Below are 15,833 nucleotides of genomic sequence, written 5' to 3'. Positions count from 1 at the left end.
CTACGTGGGAGGTGGCGATGGTAATACCACGCTCACGCTCTTCCGGAGCATTGTCGATACCGTCGAAGGCAACGGCAGAGCCGCCCCACACTTCCGCACATACGCGAGTCAGCGCAGCGGTCAGGGTGGTTTTACCATGGTCAACGTGACCGATGGTGCCTACGTTTACGTGCGGTTTATTACGTTCAAACTTTTCCTTTGCCACGGTTCTATACCCTTAACAATTAACCGTAAATTTAAGATTTCTTGCCGCTGATCACTTCTTCAGCGATGTTCTTCGGTGCTTCAGCGTACTTCAGGAATTCCATGGAGTAGCTGGCGCGGCCCTGAGACATGGAACGCAGATCGGTAGCGTAACCGAACATTTCAGAGAGCGGAACCTCAGCGCGGATCACTTTACCGGCCATGGTGTCTTCCATGCCCTGTACCATACCGCGACGACGGTTCAGGTCGCCCATCACGTCACCCATGTAGTCTTCCGGGGTTACCGCTTCCACCTTCATGATCGGCTCGAGCAGTACCGCACCGCCAACCTGGGCAGCATTTTTCACCGCCAGGGCACCCGCCATACGGAAGGCGTTCTCGTTGGAATCCACCTCGTGGTAGGAACCATCGTACAGAGTCGCTTTCACGCCCAGGATCGGGTAGCCCGCCAGAACACCGGCTTTCAGCTGCTCATCGATACCTTTCTGTACAGCACCGAAGTATTCCTTCGGAACGGTACCACCGTGAATTTCTTCGGCAAACTGGAACTCTTCATCACGATCGATGGGCTCGAAACGCACCTTAACGTGACCATACTGACCACGACCACCAGACTGCTTCACGAACTTGCCTTCCACGTCGGACGGCTTGGTGAAGGTCTCGCGGTAAGCCACCTGCGGCGCACCAACGTTACACTCAACCTTGAACTCGCGCTTCATGCGGTCAACGATGATGTCCAGGTGCAGCTCACCCATACCAGAGATGATGGTCTGACCGGATTCTTCGTCGGTCTTCACACGGAAAGAGGGATCTTCCTGAGCCAGACGACCCAGTGCCAGACCCATCTTTTCCTGGTCCGCTTTGGACTTCGGCTCAACGGCAACGGAAATTACCGGATCCGGGAATTCCATACGCTCCAGAACGATGACGCTATTCAGGTCACACAGGGTGTCACCGGTGGTGATGTCCTTCAGACCTACGCAAGCGGCGATGTCACCAGCGCGCACTTCCTTGATCTCTTCACGGGAGTTCGCATGCATCTGCAGCAGACGACCCACACGCTCTTTCTTCTCACGCACAGAGTTCATTACGCTGTCGCCAGAATTCAGAACACCGGAGTAAACGCGGATAAAGGTCAGAGAGCCCACGAACGGGTCGGTGGCAATCTTGAACGCCAGCGCAGAGAACGGCGCGTCGTCAGAAGATTCACGGGACTCAACGGTCTCGCCATCTTCCAGAACACCCTGGATCGCCTTCACTTCGTCAGGCGCGGGCAGGAACTCGATAACGGCATCCAGCAGAGCCTGTACGCCCTTGTTCTTGAACGCAGAACCATTCAGAGCCAGAACGATTTCGTTAGCCAGTACCTGCTGACGCAGACCCGCCTTGATGTCGTCATTGGAGAGATCCCCTTCTTCCAGGTATTTCTCCATCAGCTCTTCAGAACCTTCTGCGGCAGCTTCTACCATCTGCTCACGCAGTTCGTCACAACGGTCCTTGATGTCGTCCGGGATGTCGCGCTCTTCATAGGTCATGCCCATGTCTTCTTCGTTCCAGAAGATCGCCTTCATCCGGATCAGGTCGACAACGCCCTTGAAGTCATCTTCTGCACCGATGTTGTACTGGATAGGTACAACCTTGGCGCCCAGACGGTTGCGAATCTGCTCGCAAACGCGATCGAAGTTGGCACCGGCACGGTCCATCTTGTTCACGAATACGATACGCGGTACTTCGTATTTGTTGGCCTGACGCCATACGGTCTCAGACTGGGGCTCAACACCGGAAGAACCACAGAACACCACCACAGCACCATCCAGTACACGCAGGGAACGCTCTACCTCAATGGTAAAGTCCACGTGTCCGGGGGTATCAATGATGTTTACACGGTGCTGTTCGTACTGCTGGTCCATACCCTGCCAGAAGGTGGTGGTAGCAGCAGAGGTGATGGTAATACCACGCTCCTGTTCCTGCTCCATCCAGTCCATGGTGGCGGCGCCGTCATGTACTTCACCGATCTTGTGGGAAACACCGGTGTAGAAAAGAATTCGCTCGGTAGTGGTGGTCTTGCCCGCATCTACGTGCGCACAGATACCGATGTTGCGATAGCGATTGAGAGGAGTCTTACGTGCCACGCTGCATACCTCGATTCACTGGTTCATATACAAAAACCGGCCTGAACGCAGGCCGGTTTGACTCGAATGCCTTCTGCCTTAGAAGCGGAAGTGGGAGAACGCCTTGTTGGCTTCGGCCATACGATGCACGTCTTCACGCTTCTTCATCGCTGCACCTTTACCTTCGGCGGCATCCAGCACTTCACCAGCCAGGCGGGCCGGCATGCTCTTCTCGCCACGCTTACGGGCAGCGTCTACCAACCAGCGCATGGCCAGCGCGGTACGACGGCTCGGGCGAACTTCAACAGGAACCTGGTAGGTAGCACCACCCACACGGCGGCTTTTTACCTCCACGGCCGGACGGATATTGTCCAGGGCCTTTTCGAACAGCTCCAGGGAGTCACCGCCCTTGCGCTCTTCGATGATGTCCAGTGCACCGTAAACGATACGCTCGGACACAGACTTCTTACCGCTGACCATTACATGGTTCATGAACTTGGCCAGCAACTGGCTTCCAAACTTCGGATCCGGAAGGATCTCACGTTTGGCAACAACGCGACGTCTTGGCATCGGATGTGTTCCTCTAACGTTCCCGCTTTGGGCGGGGAAAGCTTCAGGTAATTCCGGAACGGTGTCCGGCCCTTACTCATCCCTCCGCAGCTCATTGAGCTACGGCATTCAGAAAAGGTAGCTCAATTACTTCTTGGGACGCTTGGCGCCATACTTGGAACGACGCTGTTTGCGATCCTGCACACCTGCCGTATCCAGGGTTCCACGAACAGTGTGGTAGCGCACACCGGGAAGGTCTTTTACACGACCGCCACGGATCAGGACTACGGAGTGCTCCTGCAGGTTATGACCTTCACCACCGATGTAGGAAGATACTTCATAACCATTGGTCAGACGCACACGACACACTTTACGCAGTGCGGAGTTCGGCTTCTTCGGGGTAGTGGTGTACACCCGAGTGCAAACGCCGCGACGCTGGGGGCAGCCCTGCAGGGCTACGGAGTCGCTCTTTTCTACCTTGCTTTTGCGCGGCTTGCGCACCAGCTGGTTTACAGTTGCCATGAAACTACTGCCTCACGCTTACAGTTCTGTGACAAAAACCGTCAGTTGACGGCCAATATCACCCATTTACCGCCCATAAAATATGGGGGCAGCGATTGTAGGGACACCCCGGCATCCCGTCAAGGCTACCAGGGTGTCCCTGTCCCCTCCCGAAAGAGGGGAATTCTGCAGGCCTCCGCTTCCGGAGGCCCTGACTCGCCAGCTTACTCGTCGGAGGAGCTGAGAGCCTCGGACAGGGCGGCTTCCACCTCGTCCATGGTTGGCGCTTCCGGCCCGCGCGCATCTTCGCGCTGGCGGCGGCGATCCATGTGGTAGGCATAGCCGGTACCGGCCGGGATCAGACGACCCACTACCACGTTTTCTTTCAGACCGCGCAGGTCGTCTTCCTTGCCGGTTACCGCCGCTTCGGTCAGTACCCGGGTGGTCTCCTGGAAGGAGGCCGCGGAAATGAACGACTCGGTAGCCAGAGATGCCTTGGTAATACCCAGCAGCTGACGCTCGAACTGGGGCAGCATCTTGTCTTCGGCCTTGAGGCGCTCGATCTCTTCGGTCACGCGAGCATATTCTGCCTGCTCGCCCTTGATGAAGGAGGACTCGCCCACTTCCAGGATCTCTACCTTGCGCAGCATCTGGCGGATGATGGTTTCAATGTGCTTGTCATTGATCTTCACACCCTGCAGGCGGTAAACCTCCTGCACTTCGTTAACGATGTAACGGGCCAGCTCGGCTTCACCTTTGAGGCGAAGGATATCGTGCGGGTTCAGCGGGCCATCAGACACCACTTCACCCTTCTCTACACGCTCACCTTCGAACACGTTGAGCTGACGCCACTTGGGAATCAGTTCTTCGTAGGCATCCTCACCGGTATCCGGGGTGATTACCAGACGTACCTTGCCTTTGGTCTCTTTACCGAAGGACACCGTACCGGTTTTCTCCGCCAGGATAGCCGCTTCTTTCGGGTTCCGTGCTTCGAACAGGTCGGCAACGCGGGGCAGACCACCGGTGATATCCCGGGTCTTGGAAGATTCCTGCGGAATCCGCGCAATCACGTCACCCACTGAGATGTCGGCACCATCCTTCAGGCCACACAGGGCGCTGCCCGGCAGGAAGTATTGAGCCGGCATTTCCGTGTTCGGCATGAACACAGCCTTGCCTTTACTGTCGACAACACGCACGACCGGACGCAGATCCTTACCCGCAGACGGGCGGTCCTGGCTGCTCAGCACTTCAATGCTGGTCAGGCCGGTCAGTTCGTCAGTCTGGTAGTTTACGGAGATACCTTCTTCCATATCTCCGAACTGCACCTTACCTTGCACTTCCGCGATGATCGGGTGGGTATGGGGATCCCAGGTGGCCACCACCTGACCGCCATCCACTTCCTCACCTTCTTTCACGGTCACGACAGCACCGTAAGGCAGCTTGTAACGCTCACGCTCACGGCCCAACTCGTCCGCCACGGCCAGATCGGCAGAACGGGAAACGATCACCAGACCATCTTTGTGGCTTACATGTTTGGCGTTGTGGAAACGTACCTTGCCGCCATGCTTGATCTGGATGCTGGATACCGCAGACGCCCGGCTCGCCGCACCACCAATGTGGAAGGTACGCATGGTCAGCTGGGTACCCGGCTCACCGATGGACTGGGCAGCGATAACACCGACAGCCTCACCCACGTTGACCTGATGGCCACGGGCCAGATCACGACCGTAACAAGTCGCACAGACACCCCAGCGGGTGGCACAGGTGATTGGCGAGCGCACCAGCACTTCGTCCACACCCATGGATTCCAGCTGCTCAACCCATACCTCATCCAGCAGGGTGCCAGCTTCCACTGCCACTTCGTCCTGGTTGAGTGGGTTCATCACGTCACGGGCAACCACACGACCGAGTACACGCTCACGCAGCGGCTCTACTACGTCACCACCTTCAATCAGCGGCGTCATCAGCAGGCCTTCTTCGGTCCCACAATCGATCTGGTTGACGACCAGATCCTGGGCCACGTCGACCAGACGACGGGTCAGGTAACCGGAGTTTGCGGTCTTCAGAGCGGTATCCGCCAGACCTTTACGGGCACCGTGAGTGGAGATGAAGTACTGCAGTACGTTCAGACCTTCACGGAAGTTGCTGGTAATCGGGGTCTCGATGATGGAGCCATCCGGCTTGGCCATCAGACCACGCATACCGGCAAGCTGACGAATCTGAGCCGCAGAACCCCGCGCCCCGGAATCGGCCATCATGAAGATAGAGTTGAAAGAGCCCTGCTCTTCGTCCTTGCCTTCGCGGTTCTTGACCACTTCGACACGGAGGTTTTCCATCATCGCCTTGGCGATCTGGTCATTGGTACGCGCCCAGATATCCACGACCTTGTTGTACCGCTCACCGCGGGTCACCAGACCGGAAGCAAACTGCTCCTCGATCTCGCGCACTTCCTCTTCGGCGGCGTCGATCATGGTGTACTTGGCATCCGGAATCACCATGTCTTCCACACCAATGGAGGAACCGGACAGGGTGGCTTCGCGGAAGCCCAGGTACATCAGCTGGTCAGCAAAGATACAGGTCTCTTTGGTACCCAGAATACGGTAGCAGGTGTTCAGCAGCTTGCTGATGGCCTTCTTGGTCATGTTCTGGTTGACCATTTCGAAGCCCAGACCGGCCGGTACGATATCCCACAGCTTACAACGGCCGGGGGTGGTATCGGCGATGAAGGTACGCTCTTCCACGTTACCTTGCTGGTCTTTCACCACTTCATGAACACGCACTTTAACGCGGGCGTGCAGGTGCACCTGCTTGTTGGCCAGGGCACGCATCACTTCCTTGGTGTCGGCAAATACCTGGCCTTCACCCCGGGCGTTAACGCGATCGCGGCTGATGTAGTACAGACCCAGTACCACGTCCTGGGTCGGACCGATGATGGGCTCACCATTGGCCGGAGACAGGATGTTGTTGGTGGACATCATCAGCGCACGGGCTTCGAGCTGGGCTTCCAGGGTCAGCGGTACGTGCACCGCCATCTGGTCACCATCGAAGTCAGCGTTGAAGGCCGCACACACCAGCGGGTGCAGCTGGATTGCCTTACCTTCAATCAGCACCGGCTCAAACGCCTGGATACCCAGACGGTGAAGGGTCGGTGCACGGTTCAGCATCACCGGGTGTTCGCGAATCACCTCGGCGAGGATATCCCACACCTCAGCGGTTTCACGCTCGACCATCTTCTTGGCTGCCTTGATGGTGGTCGCCAGACCACGGGCTTCCAACTTGGCGAAGATGAACGGCTTGAACAGCTCCAGCGCCATTTTCTTGGGCAGACCACACTCGTGCAGCTTGAGGGTCGGACCTACCACGATCACGGAACGGCCGGAGTAATCAACACGCTTACCCAGCAGGTTCTGACGGAAACGACCCTGCTTACCCTTGATCATGTCGGCAAGGGATTTCAGCGGACGCTTGTTGGAACCGGTGATGGCACGGCCACGACGACCGTTATCCAGCAGCGCATCGACAGATTCCTGCAGCATACGCTTTTCGTTACGCACGATGATGTCCGGCGCACTCAGGTCCAGCAGACGCTTGAGACGGTTGTTCCGGTTGATCACACGGCGATACAGATCGTTCAGATCAGACGTGGCGAAACGGCCACCATCCAGCGGTACCAACGGACGCAGATCCGGCGGAAGAACCGGCAGGACCGTCAGGATCATCCACTCGGGAGCGTTGCCGGAATCACGGAACGCTTCCATCAGCTTCAGTCGCTTGGACAGCTTCTTCAGCTTGGTGTCGGAGTTGGTGGATTCCACTTCCTCACGAAGGATCTTGATCTCTTCGTCCAGGTCCAGCTCCATCAGGAGCTGCTGAACAGCCTCGGCACCCATCTTGGCTTCGAATTCGTCACCGAACTCTTCCAGGGCGTCGAAGTATTCTTCGTCGGTCAGCAGCTGGCCACGATCCAGAGTGGTCATGCCCGGCTCGGTCACGACGAAAGATTCGAAGTACAGCACACGCTCGATATCACGCAGGGTCATATCCAGCATCAGGCCGATACGGGACGGCAGTGACTTCAGGAACCAGATGTGCGCAGTGGGGCTCGCCAGTTCGATGTGGCCCATACGCTCACGGCGCACCTTGGAGAGGGTAACTTCAACGCCACACTTCTCACAGATAACACCACGATGCTTCAAGCGCTTGTACTTACCGCACAGGCACTCGTAGTCCTTGATCGGACCAAAGATACGCGCACAAAACAGACCGTCACGCTCAGGCTTGAACGTCCGGTAGTTAATGGTCTCCGGCTTTTTCACTTCGCCAAAAGACCAGGAGCGGATCAGATCCGGCGGCGCGAGCGCGATGCGGATCTTGTCAAACTCCGTGACTTGTCCCTGACTTTTGAGCAGATTCAGCAAGTCTTTCAAGGCCAGTCCTCCGTAGTGAGCTTTCGCTCGAGATTCTTTCCTAAACCCGGGTACACAGTGGCCCCGCACTCATCGTGCGGAGCCCACTGCCTTAGTCGTTTTCCAGCTCGATATTGATACCGAGAGAACGGATTTCCTTCAGCAACACGTTGAAGGATTCCGGCATACCCGGATCCATTCGGTGATCGCCGTCGACGATGTTCTTGTAAACGCGGGTACGGCCGTTTACATCATCAGACTTCACGGTGAGCATTTCCTGCAGGGTGTAGGCAGCACCGTATGCTTCCAGTGCCCATACCTCCATCTCACCGAAACGCTGACCACCGAACTGCGCCTTACCACCCAGCGGCTGCTGGGTAACCAGGCTGTAGGAGCCAGTGGAACGTGCATGCATCTTGTCGTCCACCAGGTGGTTCAACTTGAGCATGTACATGTAGCCAACGGTCACCTTGCGGTCGAACTGCTCGCCGGTACGGCCATCCCACAGCTGCACCTGACCCGACTTGTCGTGGCCTGCCAGCTCCAGGAGCTCCTTGATCTCGAACTCCTTGGCGCCGTCAAATACCGCAGTCGCCATGGGCACGCCGCCTACCAGGTTCTGGGCCAGCTCGAGGATTTCCTCGTCGCTGAAGCTATCCAGATCTTCCGGAGAACCGCCCGCGCCAGCCTTGTTGTAGATCTTGTCGAGGAAACCGCGGATGTCCGCGATCTTCTTCTGCGCCGCCAGCATTTCGCCGATACGCTCACCAAGACCTTTCGCGGCCCAACCCAGGTGGGTTTCCAGGATCTGCCCCACGTTCATACGGGACGGTACACCCAGCGGGTTCAGCACCACATCGACCGGCACACCGTTCTCGTCGTACGGCATATCTTCTTCCGGCATGATCACGGAGATCACACCCTTGTTACCGTGACGGCCGGCCATCTTGTCACCGGGCTGGATGCGACGCTTGATAGCCAGGTAAACCTTGACCACCTTGAGGACACCGTGAGCCAGATCATCTCCACCGGAGATCTTGGCCTGCTTGTCCTTGTAACGCTCATCCTGTTCTTTCTTGTGCTGCTCCAGGTACTGCTGGGCACGCTCAAGCTGCTCGGCAACGTCTTCATCCGCCGGGCGCAGCTCAAACCACTTCTCGGCATCCAGGCCGTCCAGCATATCGCCAGTCAGCTCAGTACCGCGCTTGAAGCCAGCACCACCGTTAACTTTCTTGCCCACCAGCACAGTGCGCAGACGCTCCAGAATATCCTGCTCGAGGATCCGGTATTCGTCTTTCAGATCCTTGCGGAACTGTTCCAGCGCATCCTGCTCGATCTGCTTGGCGCGCTCGTCTTTCTCTACGCCATCGCGGGTGAACACCTGCACGTCAATAACCGTACCTTTGACGCCGGAGGAGACACGCAGAGAGGTGTCTTTCACGTCAGAGGCTTTCTCACCGAAGATGGCGCGCAACAGCTTCTCTTCCGGAGTCAGCTGGGTTTCGCCCTTAGGCGTTACCTTACCTACCAGAATGTCGCCGGCTTCCACTTCCGCACCAATGTAAACAATGCCGGACTCGTCCAGTTTGGACAGTGCCGCCTCGCCCACGTTGGGGATATCCGCGGTGATCTCTTCCGGACCCAGCTTGGTGTCACGGGCGATCGCGGTGAGCTCCTGAATGTGGATGGAAGTGAAACGGTCTTCCTTCACCACTTTCTCGGAGATGAGGATGGAATCCTCGAAGTTGTAACCATTCCAGGGCATGAACGCCACACGCATGTTCTGACCCAGGGCCAGTTCACCCATGTCAACGGACGGGCCGTCAGCCATGATGTCGCGAGCAGCAACCCGGTCACCCACTTTCACCAGCGGACGCTGGTTGATGCAGGTGTTCTGGTTGGAACGGGTGTATTTGGTCAGGTTGTAGATATCTACACCTGCTTCACCTTCGTTCACTTCGTCATCGTTCACTTTCACGATGATGCGCGACGCATCCACCTTGTCGACGATACCGCCACGGGTCGCGACCACACACACGCCAGAGTCACGGGCCACGTGACGCTCAAAACCGGTACCCACCAGCGGCTTGTCGGCACGCAGGGTCGGTACAGCCTGGCGCTGCATGTTGGAACCCATCAACGCACGGTTAGCATCATCGTGCTCAAGGAACGGGATCAGCGACGCGGCCACCGACACCACCTGACGGGGGGAGACATCCATATGGGTAATGGTGTCACGCTCCATCACGGTAAATTCGTAACGGTGACGCACGGTAACGAAGTCTTCTTCGAAGCCGCCGTCGGCAGTCATCTTCGCGTCGACCTGGGCGATAACGCACTCGGCTTCTTCAATCGCAGACAGGTATTCGATTTCTTCGGTGACCTTGCCATCCACCACCTTCAAGTACGGCGACTCCAGGAAGCCATACTCATTGGCGCGGGCATAGGTCGCCAGCGAGTTGATCAGACCGATGTTCGGACCTTCAGGGGTCTCGATCGGACACACGCGACCGTAGTGAGTCGGGTGAACGTCACGCACCTCAAAGCCGGCACGCTCACGGGTCAGACCACCCGGGCCCAACGCGGAAACACGACGCTTGTGCGTGATCTCGGACAGCGGATTGTTCTGATCCATGAACTGGGACAGCTGGGAAGAGCCGAAGAACTCTTTCACCGCCGCCGCCACCGGCTTGGAGTTGATCAGATCCTGCGGCATCAGGCCTTCGGATTCAGCCAGACTCAGACGCTCTTTGACCGCACGCTCAACACGTACCAGACCGACACGGAACTGGTTCTCGGCCATCTCACCCACGGAGCGCACACGACGGTTACCCAAGTGATCGATATCATCGACCACGCCGTTACCGTTACGGATGTCGACCAGGGTCTTCAGTACATCGATGATGTCAGAGGAGTCTTCACCCATCTGCTCGAAGTACTGTTTGCCTTCTTCGTCGTTGCGGGAGCTGAAGTAGCGGCCATCAAACAGGATGCCCGGACCGGTCTCGTCTTCACGACCAAGACGACGGTTGAACTTCATGCGGCCCACGCCAGACAGGTCGTAACGCTCGTCGGTAAAGAACAGGTTCTTGAACAGGTTCTCTGCCGCTTCCTTGGTCGGCGGCTCGCCCGGACGCATCATGCGATAGATCTCGACCAGGGCCTCCAGCGGAGTGCGGGTCGGGTCGGCACGCAGGGTGTCAGCCATGAACGGACCGTTGTCCAGATCATTGGTGTACAGGGTTTCAAACTCGGTAACACCGCCGTTCTGCAGCTTTTCCAGGGTTTCGGCTGTCAGCTCGGTATTACACTCCACCAGGATCTCACCGGTTTCCTGGTCGATAATGGACTTGGCCAGATACTTGCCCTGCAGATACTCAGCAGGGATCTCCAGGTACTCAAGACCGGCTTTCTCCAACTGGCGGATATGACGGGCAGTAATACGACGGCCACGCTCAACCACCACCTCGCCATCGGCGAGAATATCAAACGTGGCGGTTTCACCACGCAGACGCTCCGGCACCAGCTTCATGCGGTACAGGCCGTCTTCTGCCACGATTTCATTGGTGTCGAAGAACATCTCCAGCACTTCGTCGGAGGTGTAACCCAATGCACGCAGCAGAATGGTCGCCGGCAGTTTGCGGCGACGGTCGATCCGGACAAAGACCAGGTCCTTGGGATCGAATTCGAAGTCCAGCCAGGAACCACGGTAAGGAATCACCCGGGCGGAATACAGCAGCTTGCCGGAGGAGTGAGTCTTGCCCTTGTCGTGATCGAAGAAGACACCGGGAGAACGGTGCAGCTGGGACACGATTACACGCTCGGTACCATTAATCACAAAGGTACCGTTTTCGGTCATCAGGGGAATCTCACCCATGTAGACCTGTTGTTCACGAATATCCTTGATCGCCCCGGACGACTCACGGTCGTAAATCACGAGACGAATGCGCACGCGCAGCGGCGCCGCATAGGTCGTTCCACGAATGATGCACTCTTTCACATCAAACACGGGTTTGCCGAACTCGTAGCCGGCATACTCCAACGCTGCATTACCTGAATAACTGGCAATCGGGAATACTGACCGGAAAGCCGCTTCCAGACCGCTATCCAGACGCTCTTCTGCGCTTTTGTCCTGCTGCAGGAATTTGCGGTAGGAATCGAGCTGAATTGCGAGAAGGTAGGGAACTTCCATTACCTTCGGCAACTTGCCGAAATCTTTGCGGATCCGCTTTTTCTCAGTAAATGAGTATGCCATCTGCGTTCCTCAGCTGTTGATCTATCACCACCCGGTGATATTTCTGTATGAAACCCCTCATACAGAAACGACAAAAGGCTGGCAGCCAAAAAGCTGCCAGCCGGCGCCTTTCCGACCCAAGACGGAAAGACATAGCGCTAATGCGCTTACTTGAGCTCGGCAGTACCGCCAGCCTCTTCGATCTTTTTCTTGATCTCTTCGGCTTCGTCTTTGCCAGCGCCTTCCTTAACAGGAGCAGGAGCGCCTTCTACCAGCTCTTTGGCTTCTTTCAGACCCAGGCCGGTCACTTCACGGACAGCCTTGATCACGCCAACTTTCTTGTCGCCGAAGCCGGTCAGGATAACGTCGAAATCGGTCTTCTCTTCAGCGGCGTCGCCACCAGCAGCGCCAGGCGCAGCAGCAACAGCGACGGCAGCAGCAGAAACGTTGAATTTCTCTTCAAACGCTTCGATCAGCTCGACCAGTTCCAGTACAGACAGTTCAGCAACTGCATTCAGGATATCTTCTTTGGACATTGCCATTTTAACTTCTCCAAATCTTGATGATGTGCGGTTCAGAAGCCGATCAGGCTGCTTCACCTTCGTTCTGTTCTTTAAGCGCAGTCAGCAAACGGCCAAACTTGGAAACCGGAGCCTGCAGTACAGACACCAGGCTGGTCAGAGCCTGTTCGCGGTTCGGCAGTTTTGCCAGTACGTCGATTTCTGCGCCAGAATAGAGCTTGCCTTCGTATAGACCGGTCTTAAGCTCCAGCTGGTCATTGTCCTTGGCGAAGTCCTTGAACAGACGGGCAGCAGCGCCCATGTCTTCCTCGGACAGCGACATAGCAATGATGGTCGGACCAATCAGCGACTCGTTCAGCAGCTCAAGATCGGTACCCTCAAAGGCACGACGAGCCAGCGTATTACGAATAACACGCAGGTAAACGTTCTGCTGACGTGCCTTGGAACGAAGCTCGGTCAACTGAGCCACGTTCAAGCCACGATAGTCGGCGACCACAGCGGAGAATGCACCCAGTGCGGCTTTATTTACCGCGGCGACAATCTCTTTCTTGTCTTCTAGTCTCAGAGCCACTGTGTAACCTCCTCGATGAATACAACCGGTCGAAACCGGCCACCCATTTATGAATTCGCTAGCGAACTCATACGCGGGGGTTACAGTGAAACCTGAACCACACCGCGTCTACGCAGGCTGATGGTTTAAGCCTTATCCGGGAGAACCCGCCAAGGCGCCTGTGGTCTTTGACGCTCCGGCAGCACGCTGCCGAAATCAAAGTCCTTGTTGGCGCACAGCTTTCGCCATGCGCCGAATGCTTTACATCGCCAGGGATGCGGGATCGATGGACAGACCCGGACCCATGGTGGTGGACAGGGTGACTTTCTTGAAGTAGGTACCCTTGGCAGAAGACGGCTTGGCTTTCTTCAGGTCAGCCAGCAGCGCTTCTACGTTTTCCTTGATGGCGGTGTTGTCGAAACCTACCTGACCCACGGTGCAGTGGATAATGCCACCTTTGTCGGTACGGTAACGCACCTGACCACCCTTGGCGTTTTTCACGGCCTGGGCAACATCAGGAGTTACGGTGCCAACCTTCGGGTTCGGCATCAGACCACGGGGGCCCAGGATAGTGCCGAGCTTACCGACAACGCGCATGGCGTCCGGGGAAGCAATCACCACGTCGAAGTTGATTTCGCCACCCTGAACCTGCTCGGCCAGATCATCAAAACCCACCACGTCCGCGCCGGCTTCTTTTGCTTCTTCGGCCTTGGCGCCCTGAGCAAAAACAGCAACACGAACGGTTTTACCAGTACCGTGAGGCAGCACGGAAGCGCCACGCACGTTCTGATCAGATTTACGCGGGTCAACACCCAGGTTAACCGCCACGTCTACAGACTCTTTGAACTTCACACCAGACAGTTCGGTCAGCAGCGCTACAGCTTCTTCAACCTGATACAGCTTGCCAGCTTCAACTTTTTCACGGATGGCGCGCAGGCGCTTGGACAGTTTAGCCATTGGTTAACCCTCCACATCCAGGCCCATGGAACGGGCAGAACCCGCGATAGTGCGCACAGCGGCATCCAGATCAGCAGCGGTCAGATCAGGCTCTTTCGCCTTGGCGATCTCTTCCAGCTGAGCACGGGTTACCTTGCCCACTTTCTTGGTGTTCGGCTCACCTGAGCCGCTCTTGATTTTCGCCGCTTTCTTCAGCAGGTAAGACGCAGGCGGCGTCTTCATGGTGAAGGTGAAAGAGCGGTCGTTGTAAACGGTGATCACAACCGGCACTGGCGCACCAGCATCCAGCTGTTGGGTCTGTGCGTTGAACGCTTTACAGAACTCCATGATGTTTACACCGTGCTGACCCAGAGCGGGACCCACCGGCGGTGACGGGTTAGCCTGACCCGCTGCAACCTGCAGCTTGATGTAGGCTTGTACTTTCTTCGCCATTTTCTAGACTCCTTGGGTGCAAACGCCTCACATCAAGCGGGCTCCCCTCAGGTTGTCAAAACGCCCCGGCCACCATTCGGCGACCAGGGCTCCCAAATTCACTTGCCGGTTTGGCTATCAGGTTTTTTCGACCTGACCAAACTCCAGCTCTACTGGCGTAGACCGACCGAAGATCATTACCGCCACCTGCAGACGGCTCTTTTCGTAATTCACTTCTTCGATCACACCATTGAAATCTGCAAACGGGCCGTCGTTGACACGGACCACTTCGCCAGCCTCGAACAGCGTCTTCGGCTTCGGCTTTTCCACTGCGTCATCCATACGTTGCAGGATGGCATCAGCTTCTTTCTTGGTAATCGGAGAAACACGGCCCGGATTTTTCGGATCTTCACCGATAAACCCCATCACCTTCGGGGTTTCTTTTACCAAGTGCCAGGAGTCGTCGCACATCTCCATTTCCACCAGCACATAACCGGGGAAAAACTTGCGCTCGGACTTGCGCTTCTGGCCACCCTTGATCTCAACCACTTCTTCAGTGGGAACCAGGATGTCGCCAAACAGCTCTTCCATTGAACGCAGTTTAACGCGCTCTTCGAGGGCGCGTTTTACGTGCTTTTCGAAACCTGAGTAGGCATGTACCACATACCAGCGCTTTGCCATGTTAACCCCTTAACCAATCACCCAGGACATAAGACCACCCAGAATCCAGTCAAGCACGAACAGCAACAAGGCCACGAGCACAACAAAGACCAGAACGATCAGGGTGGTCTGCAGGGTTTCCTGACGGGTCGGCCAGACAATCTTGCGCAACTCGACCATGGAGTCCTTGCGCAGTTGATTGAACGCTTTTCCCTGCTCAGTCTGCAGAGCAACAAAAATGGCCACCAGTGCCACAACAGCGACACCAACAACCCGATAAAGAGTAGGCTGATCGGAGAAATAGCTATTGCCGATAACGGCAGCAGCCACCAGACCAACTACCAGCAACCACTTCACCGCCTCAAGGGCAGCGGAGCCGGAACCTGCTTCTGTTTTCTCGCTCATCGGACGATGCACCCTACCACCCAGGCAAAGCCTTGGGAAAATTGGCAGGCCAGGAGGGACTCGAACCCCCAACAGCCGGTTTTGGAGACCGGTGCTCTACCAATTGAACTACTGGCCTGTAACTTTGAAACTAGTAAAACAAAACAGGGTGGCAGGCCTGCCTGCCACCCCTGGCCACCGGGTAACGAATTACTCGGTGATCTTGGCTACCACACCGGCGCCAACGGTACGGCCACCTTCGCGGATAGCGAAGCGCAGGCCGTCTTCCATGGCGATCGGAGCGATCAGCTCAACGTCCATCTGAACGTTGTCGCCCGGCATTAC

The 15,833-nt window shown here is 56.6% G+C and carries 13 protein-coding genes and 1 tRNA gene; all 14 read right to left on the bottom strand.

The genetic code is table 11. The features are described from left to right. The coding region (locus D4A39_RS16490; protein WP_233552509.1) for a GTP-binding protein at positions 1-205 on the bottom strand (205 nt) is incomplete at its 3' end. Positions 206-236: 31 nt separating this feature from the next. Continuing rightward, positions 237-2,336: an elongation factor G gene (gene fusA, locus D4A39_RS16485; protein WP_022986297.1), complete on the bottom strand. Its 2,100-nt coding sequence runs from the start codon at positions 2,334-2,336 to the stop codon at positions 237-239. A 78-nt stretch (positions 2,337-2,414) separates the two neighbouring features. Beyond that, the gene (gene rpsG / locus D4A39_RS16480) at positions 2,415-2,885 is read right to left on the bottom strand and encodes a 30S ribosomal protein S7 (protein WP_022986298.1); all 471 of its coding nucleotides are present in this window, start codon (positions 2,883-2,885) and stop codon (positions 2,415-2,417) included. Between the two features lie 126 nt (positions 2,886-3,011). Beyond that, complete coding sequence (gene rpsL / locus D4A39_RS16475) at positions 3,012-3,386, bottom strand: 30S ribosomal protein S12 (protein ID WP_022986299.1); 375 nt, start codon at positions 3,384-3,386, stop codon at positions 3,012-3,014. 203 nt (positions 3,387-3,589) lie between these two features. Continuing rightward, a complete protein-coding gene (gene rpoC, locus D4A39_RS16470) occupies positions 3,590-7,792 on the bottom strand; it encodes a DNA-directed RNA polymerase subunit beta' (protein ID WP_022986300.1) in 4,203 nt (1,400 codons plus the stop codon). Between the two features lie 91 nt (positions 7,793-7,883). Beyond that, on the bottom strand, positions 7,884-12,026 hold the full coding sequence (gene rpoB / locus D4A39_RS16465; protein WP_022986301.1) for a DNA-directed RNA polymerase subunit beta: 4,143 nt from the start codon (positions 12,024-12,026) through the stop codon (positions 7,884-7,886). Positions 12,027-12,172: 146 nt separating this feature from the next. Beyond that, positions 12,173-12,547 (bottom strand): 50S ribosomal protein L7/L12, encoded by a 375-nt coding sequence (rplL, locus tag D4A39_RS16460; RefSeq protein ID WP_022986302.1) that lies wholly within the window; start codon positions 12,545-12,547, stop codon positions 12,173-12,175. A gap of 43 nt (positions 12,548-12,590) precedes the next feature. Further along, the gene (gene rplJ / locus D4A39_RS16455) at positions 12,591-13,097 is read right to left on the bottom strand and encodes a 50S ribosomal protein L10 (RefSeq protein ID WP_022986303.1); all 507 of its coding nucleotides are present in this window, start codon (positions 13,095-13,097) and stop codon (positions 12,591-12,593) included. Positions 13,098-13,337: 240 nt separating this feature from the next. After that, positions 13,338-14,033, bottom strand: coding sequence for a 50S ribosomal protein L1 (gene rplA, locus D4A39_RS16450; RefSeq protein WP_022986304.1), 696 nt, complete (start codon positions 14,031-14,033; stop codon positions 13,338-13,340). Positions 14,034-14,036: 3 nt separating this feature from the next. Continuing rightward, positions 14,037-14,465, bottom strand: a complete 429-nt coding sequence (gene rplK / locus D4A39_RS16445; protein WP_022986305.1) for a 50S ribosomal protein L11 — start codon at positions 14,463-14,465, stop codon at positions 14,037-14,039. A gap of 117 nt (positions 14,466-14,582) precedes the next feature. Next, positions 14,583-15,125: a transcription termination/antitermination protein NusG gene (nusG, locus tag D4A39_RS16440; RefSeq protein WP_022986306.1), complete on the bottom strand. Its 543-nt coding sequence runs from the start codon at positions 15,123-15,125 to the stop codon at positions 14,583-14,585. 9 nt (positions 15,126-15,134) lie between these two features. Further along, complete coding sequence (gene secE, locus D4A39_RS16435) at positions 15,135-15,509, bottom strand: preprotein translocase subunit SecE (protein WP_022986307.1); 375 nt, start codon at positions 15,507-15,509, stop codon at positions 15,135-15,137. 42 nt (positions 15,510-15,551) lie between these two features. Beyond that, a tRNA-Trp gene (locus D4A39_RS16430) sits at positions 15,552-15,627 on the bottom strand. 71 nt (positions 15,628-15,698) lie between these two features. Then, the coding region (locus D4A39_RS16425; RefSeq protein ID WP_463671037.1) for an EF-Tu C-terminal domain-related protein at positions 15,699-15,833 on the bottom strand (135 nt) is incomplete at its 5' end.

This window comes from Alcanivorax profundi (genome assembly GCF_003597125.1).
In the GTDB taxonomy this organism is placed as follows: domain Bacteria; phylum Pseudomonadota; class Gammaproteobacteria; order Pseudomonadales; family Alcanivoracaceae; genus Alcanivorax; species Alcanivorax profundi.
This window is presented reverse-complemented; position numbering and strand designations above follow the sequence as displayed.

Coding starts and splice junctions, on each gene's coding strand:
- rpsG (WP_022986298.1), bottom strand. CDS start 2,885: ATGCCAAGACGTCGCGTTGTTGCCAAACGTGAGATCCTTCCGGATCCG.
- rpsL (WP_022986299.1), bottom strand. CDS start 3,386: ATGGCAACTGTAAACCAGCTGGTGCGCAAGCCGCGCAAAAGCAAGGTA.
- rpoB (WP_022986301.1), bottom strand. CDS start 12,026: ATGGCATACTCATTTACTGAGAAAAAGCGGATCCGCAAAGATTTCGGC.
- rplL (WP_022986302.1), bottom strand. CDS start 12,547: ATGGCAATGTCCAAAGAAGATATCCTGAATGCAGTTGCTGAACTGTCT.
- rplA (WP_022986304.1), bottom strand. CDS start 14,033: ATGGCTAAACTGTCCAAGCGCCTGCGCGCCATCCGTGAAAAAGTTGAA.
- rplK (WP_022986305.1), bottom strand. CDS start 14,465: ATGGCGAAGAAAGTACAAGCCTACATCAAGCTGCAGGTTGCAGCGGGT.
- nusG (WP_022986306.1), bottom strand. CDS start 15,125: ATGGCAAAGCGCTGGTATGTGGTACATGCCTACTCAGGTTTCGAAAAG.
- secE (WP_022986307.1), bottom strand. CDS start 15,509: ATGAGCGAGAAAACAGAAGCAGGTTCCGGCTCCGCTGCCCTTGAGGCG.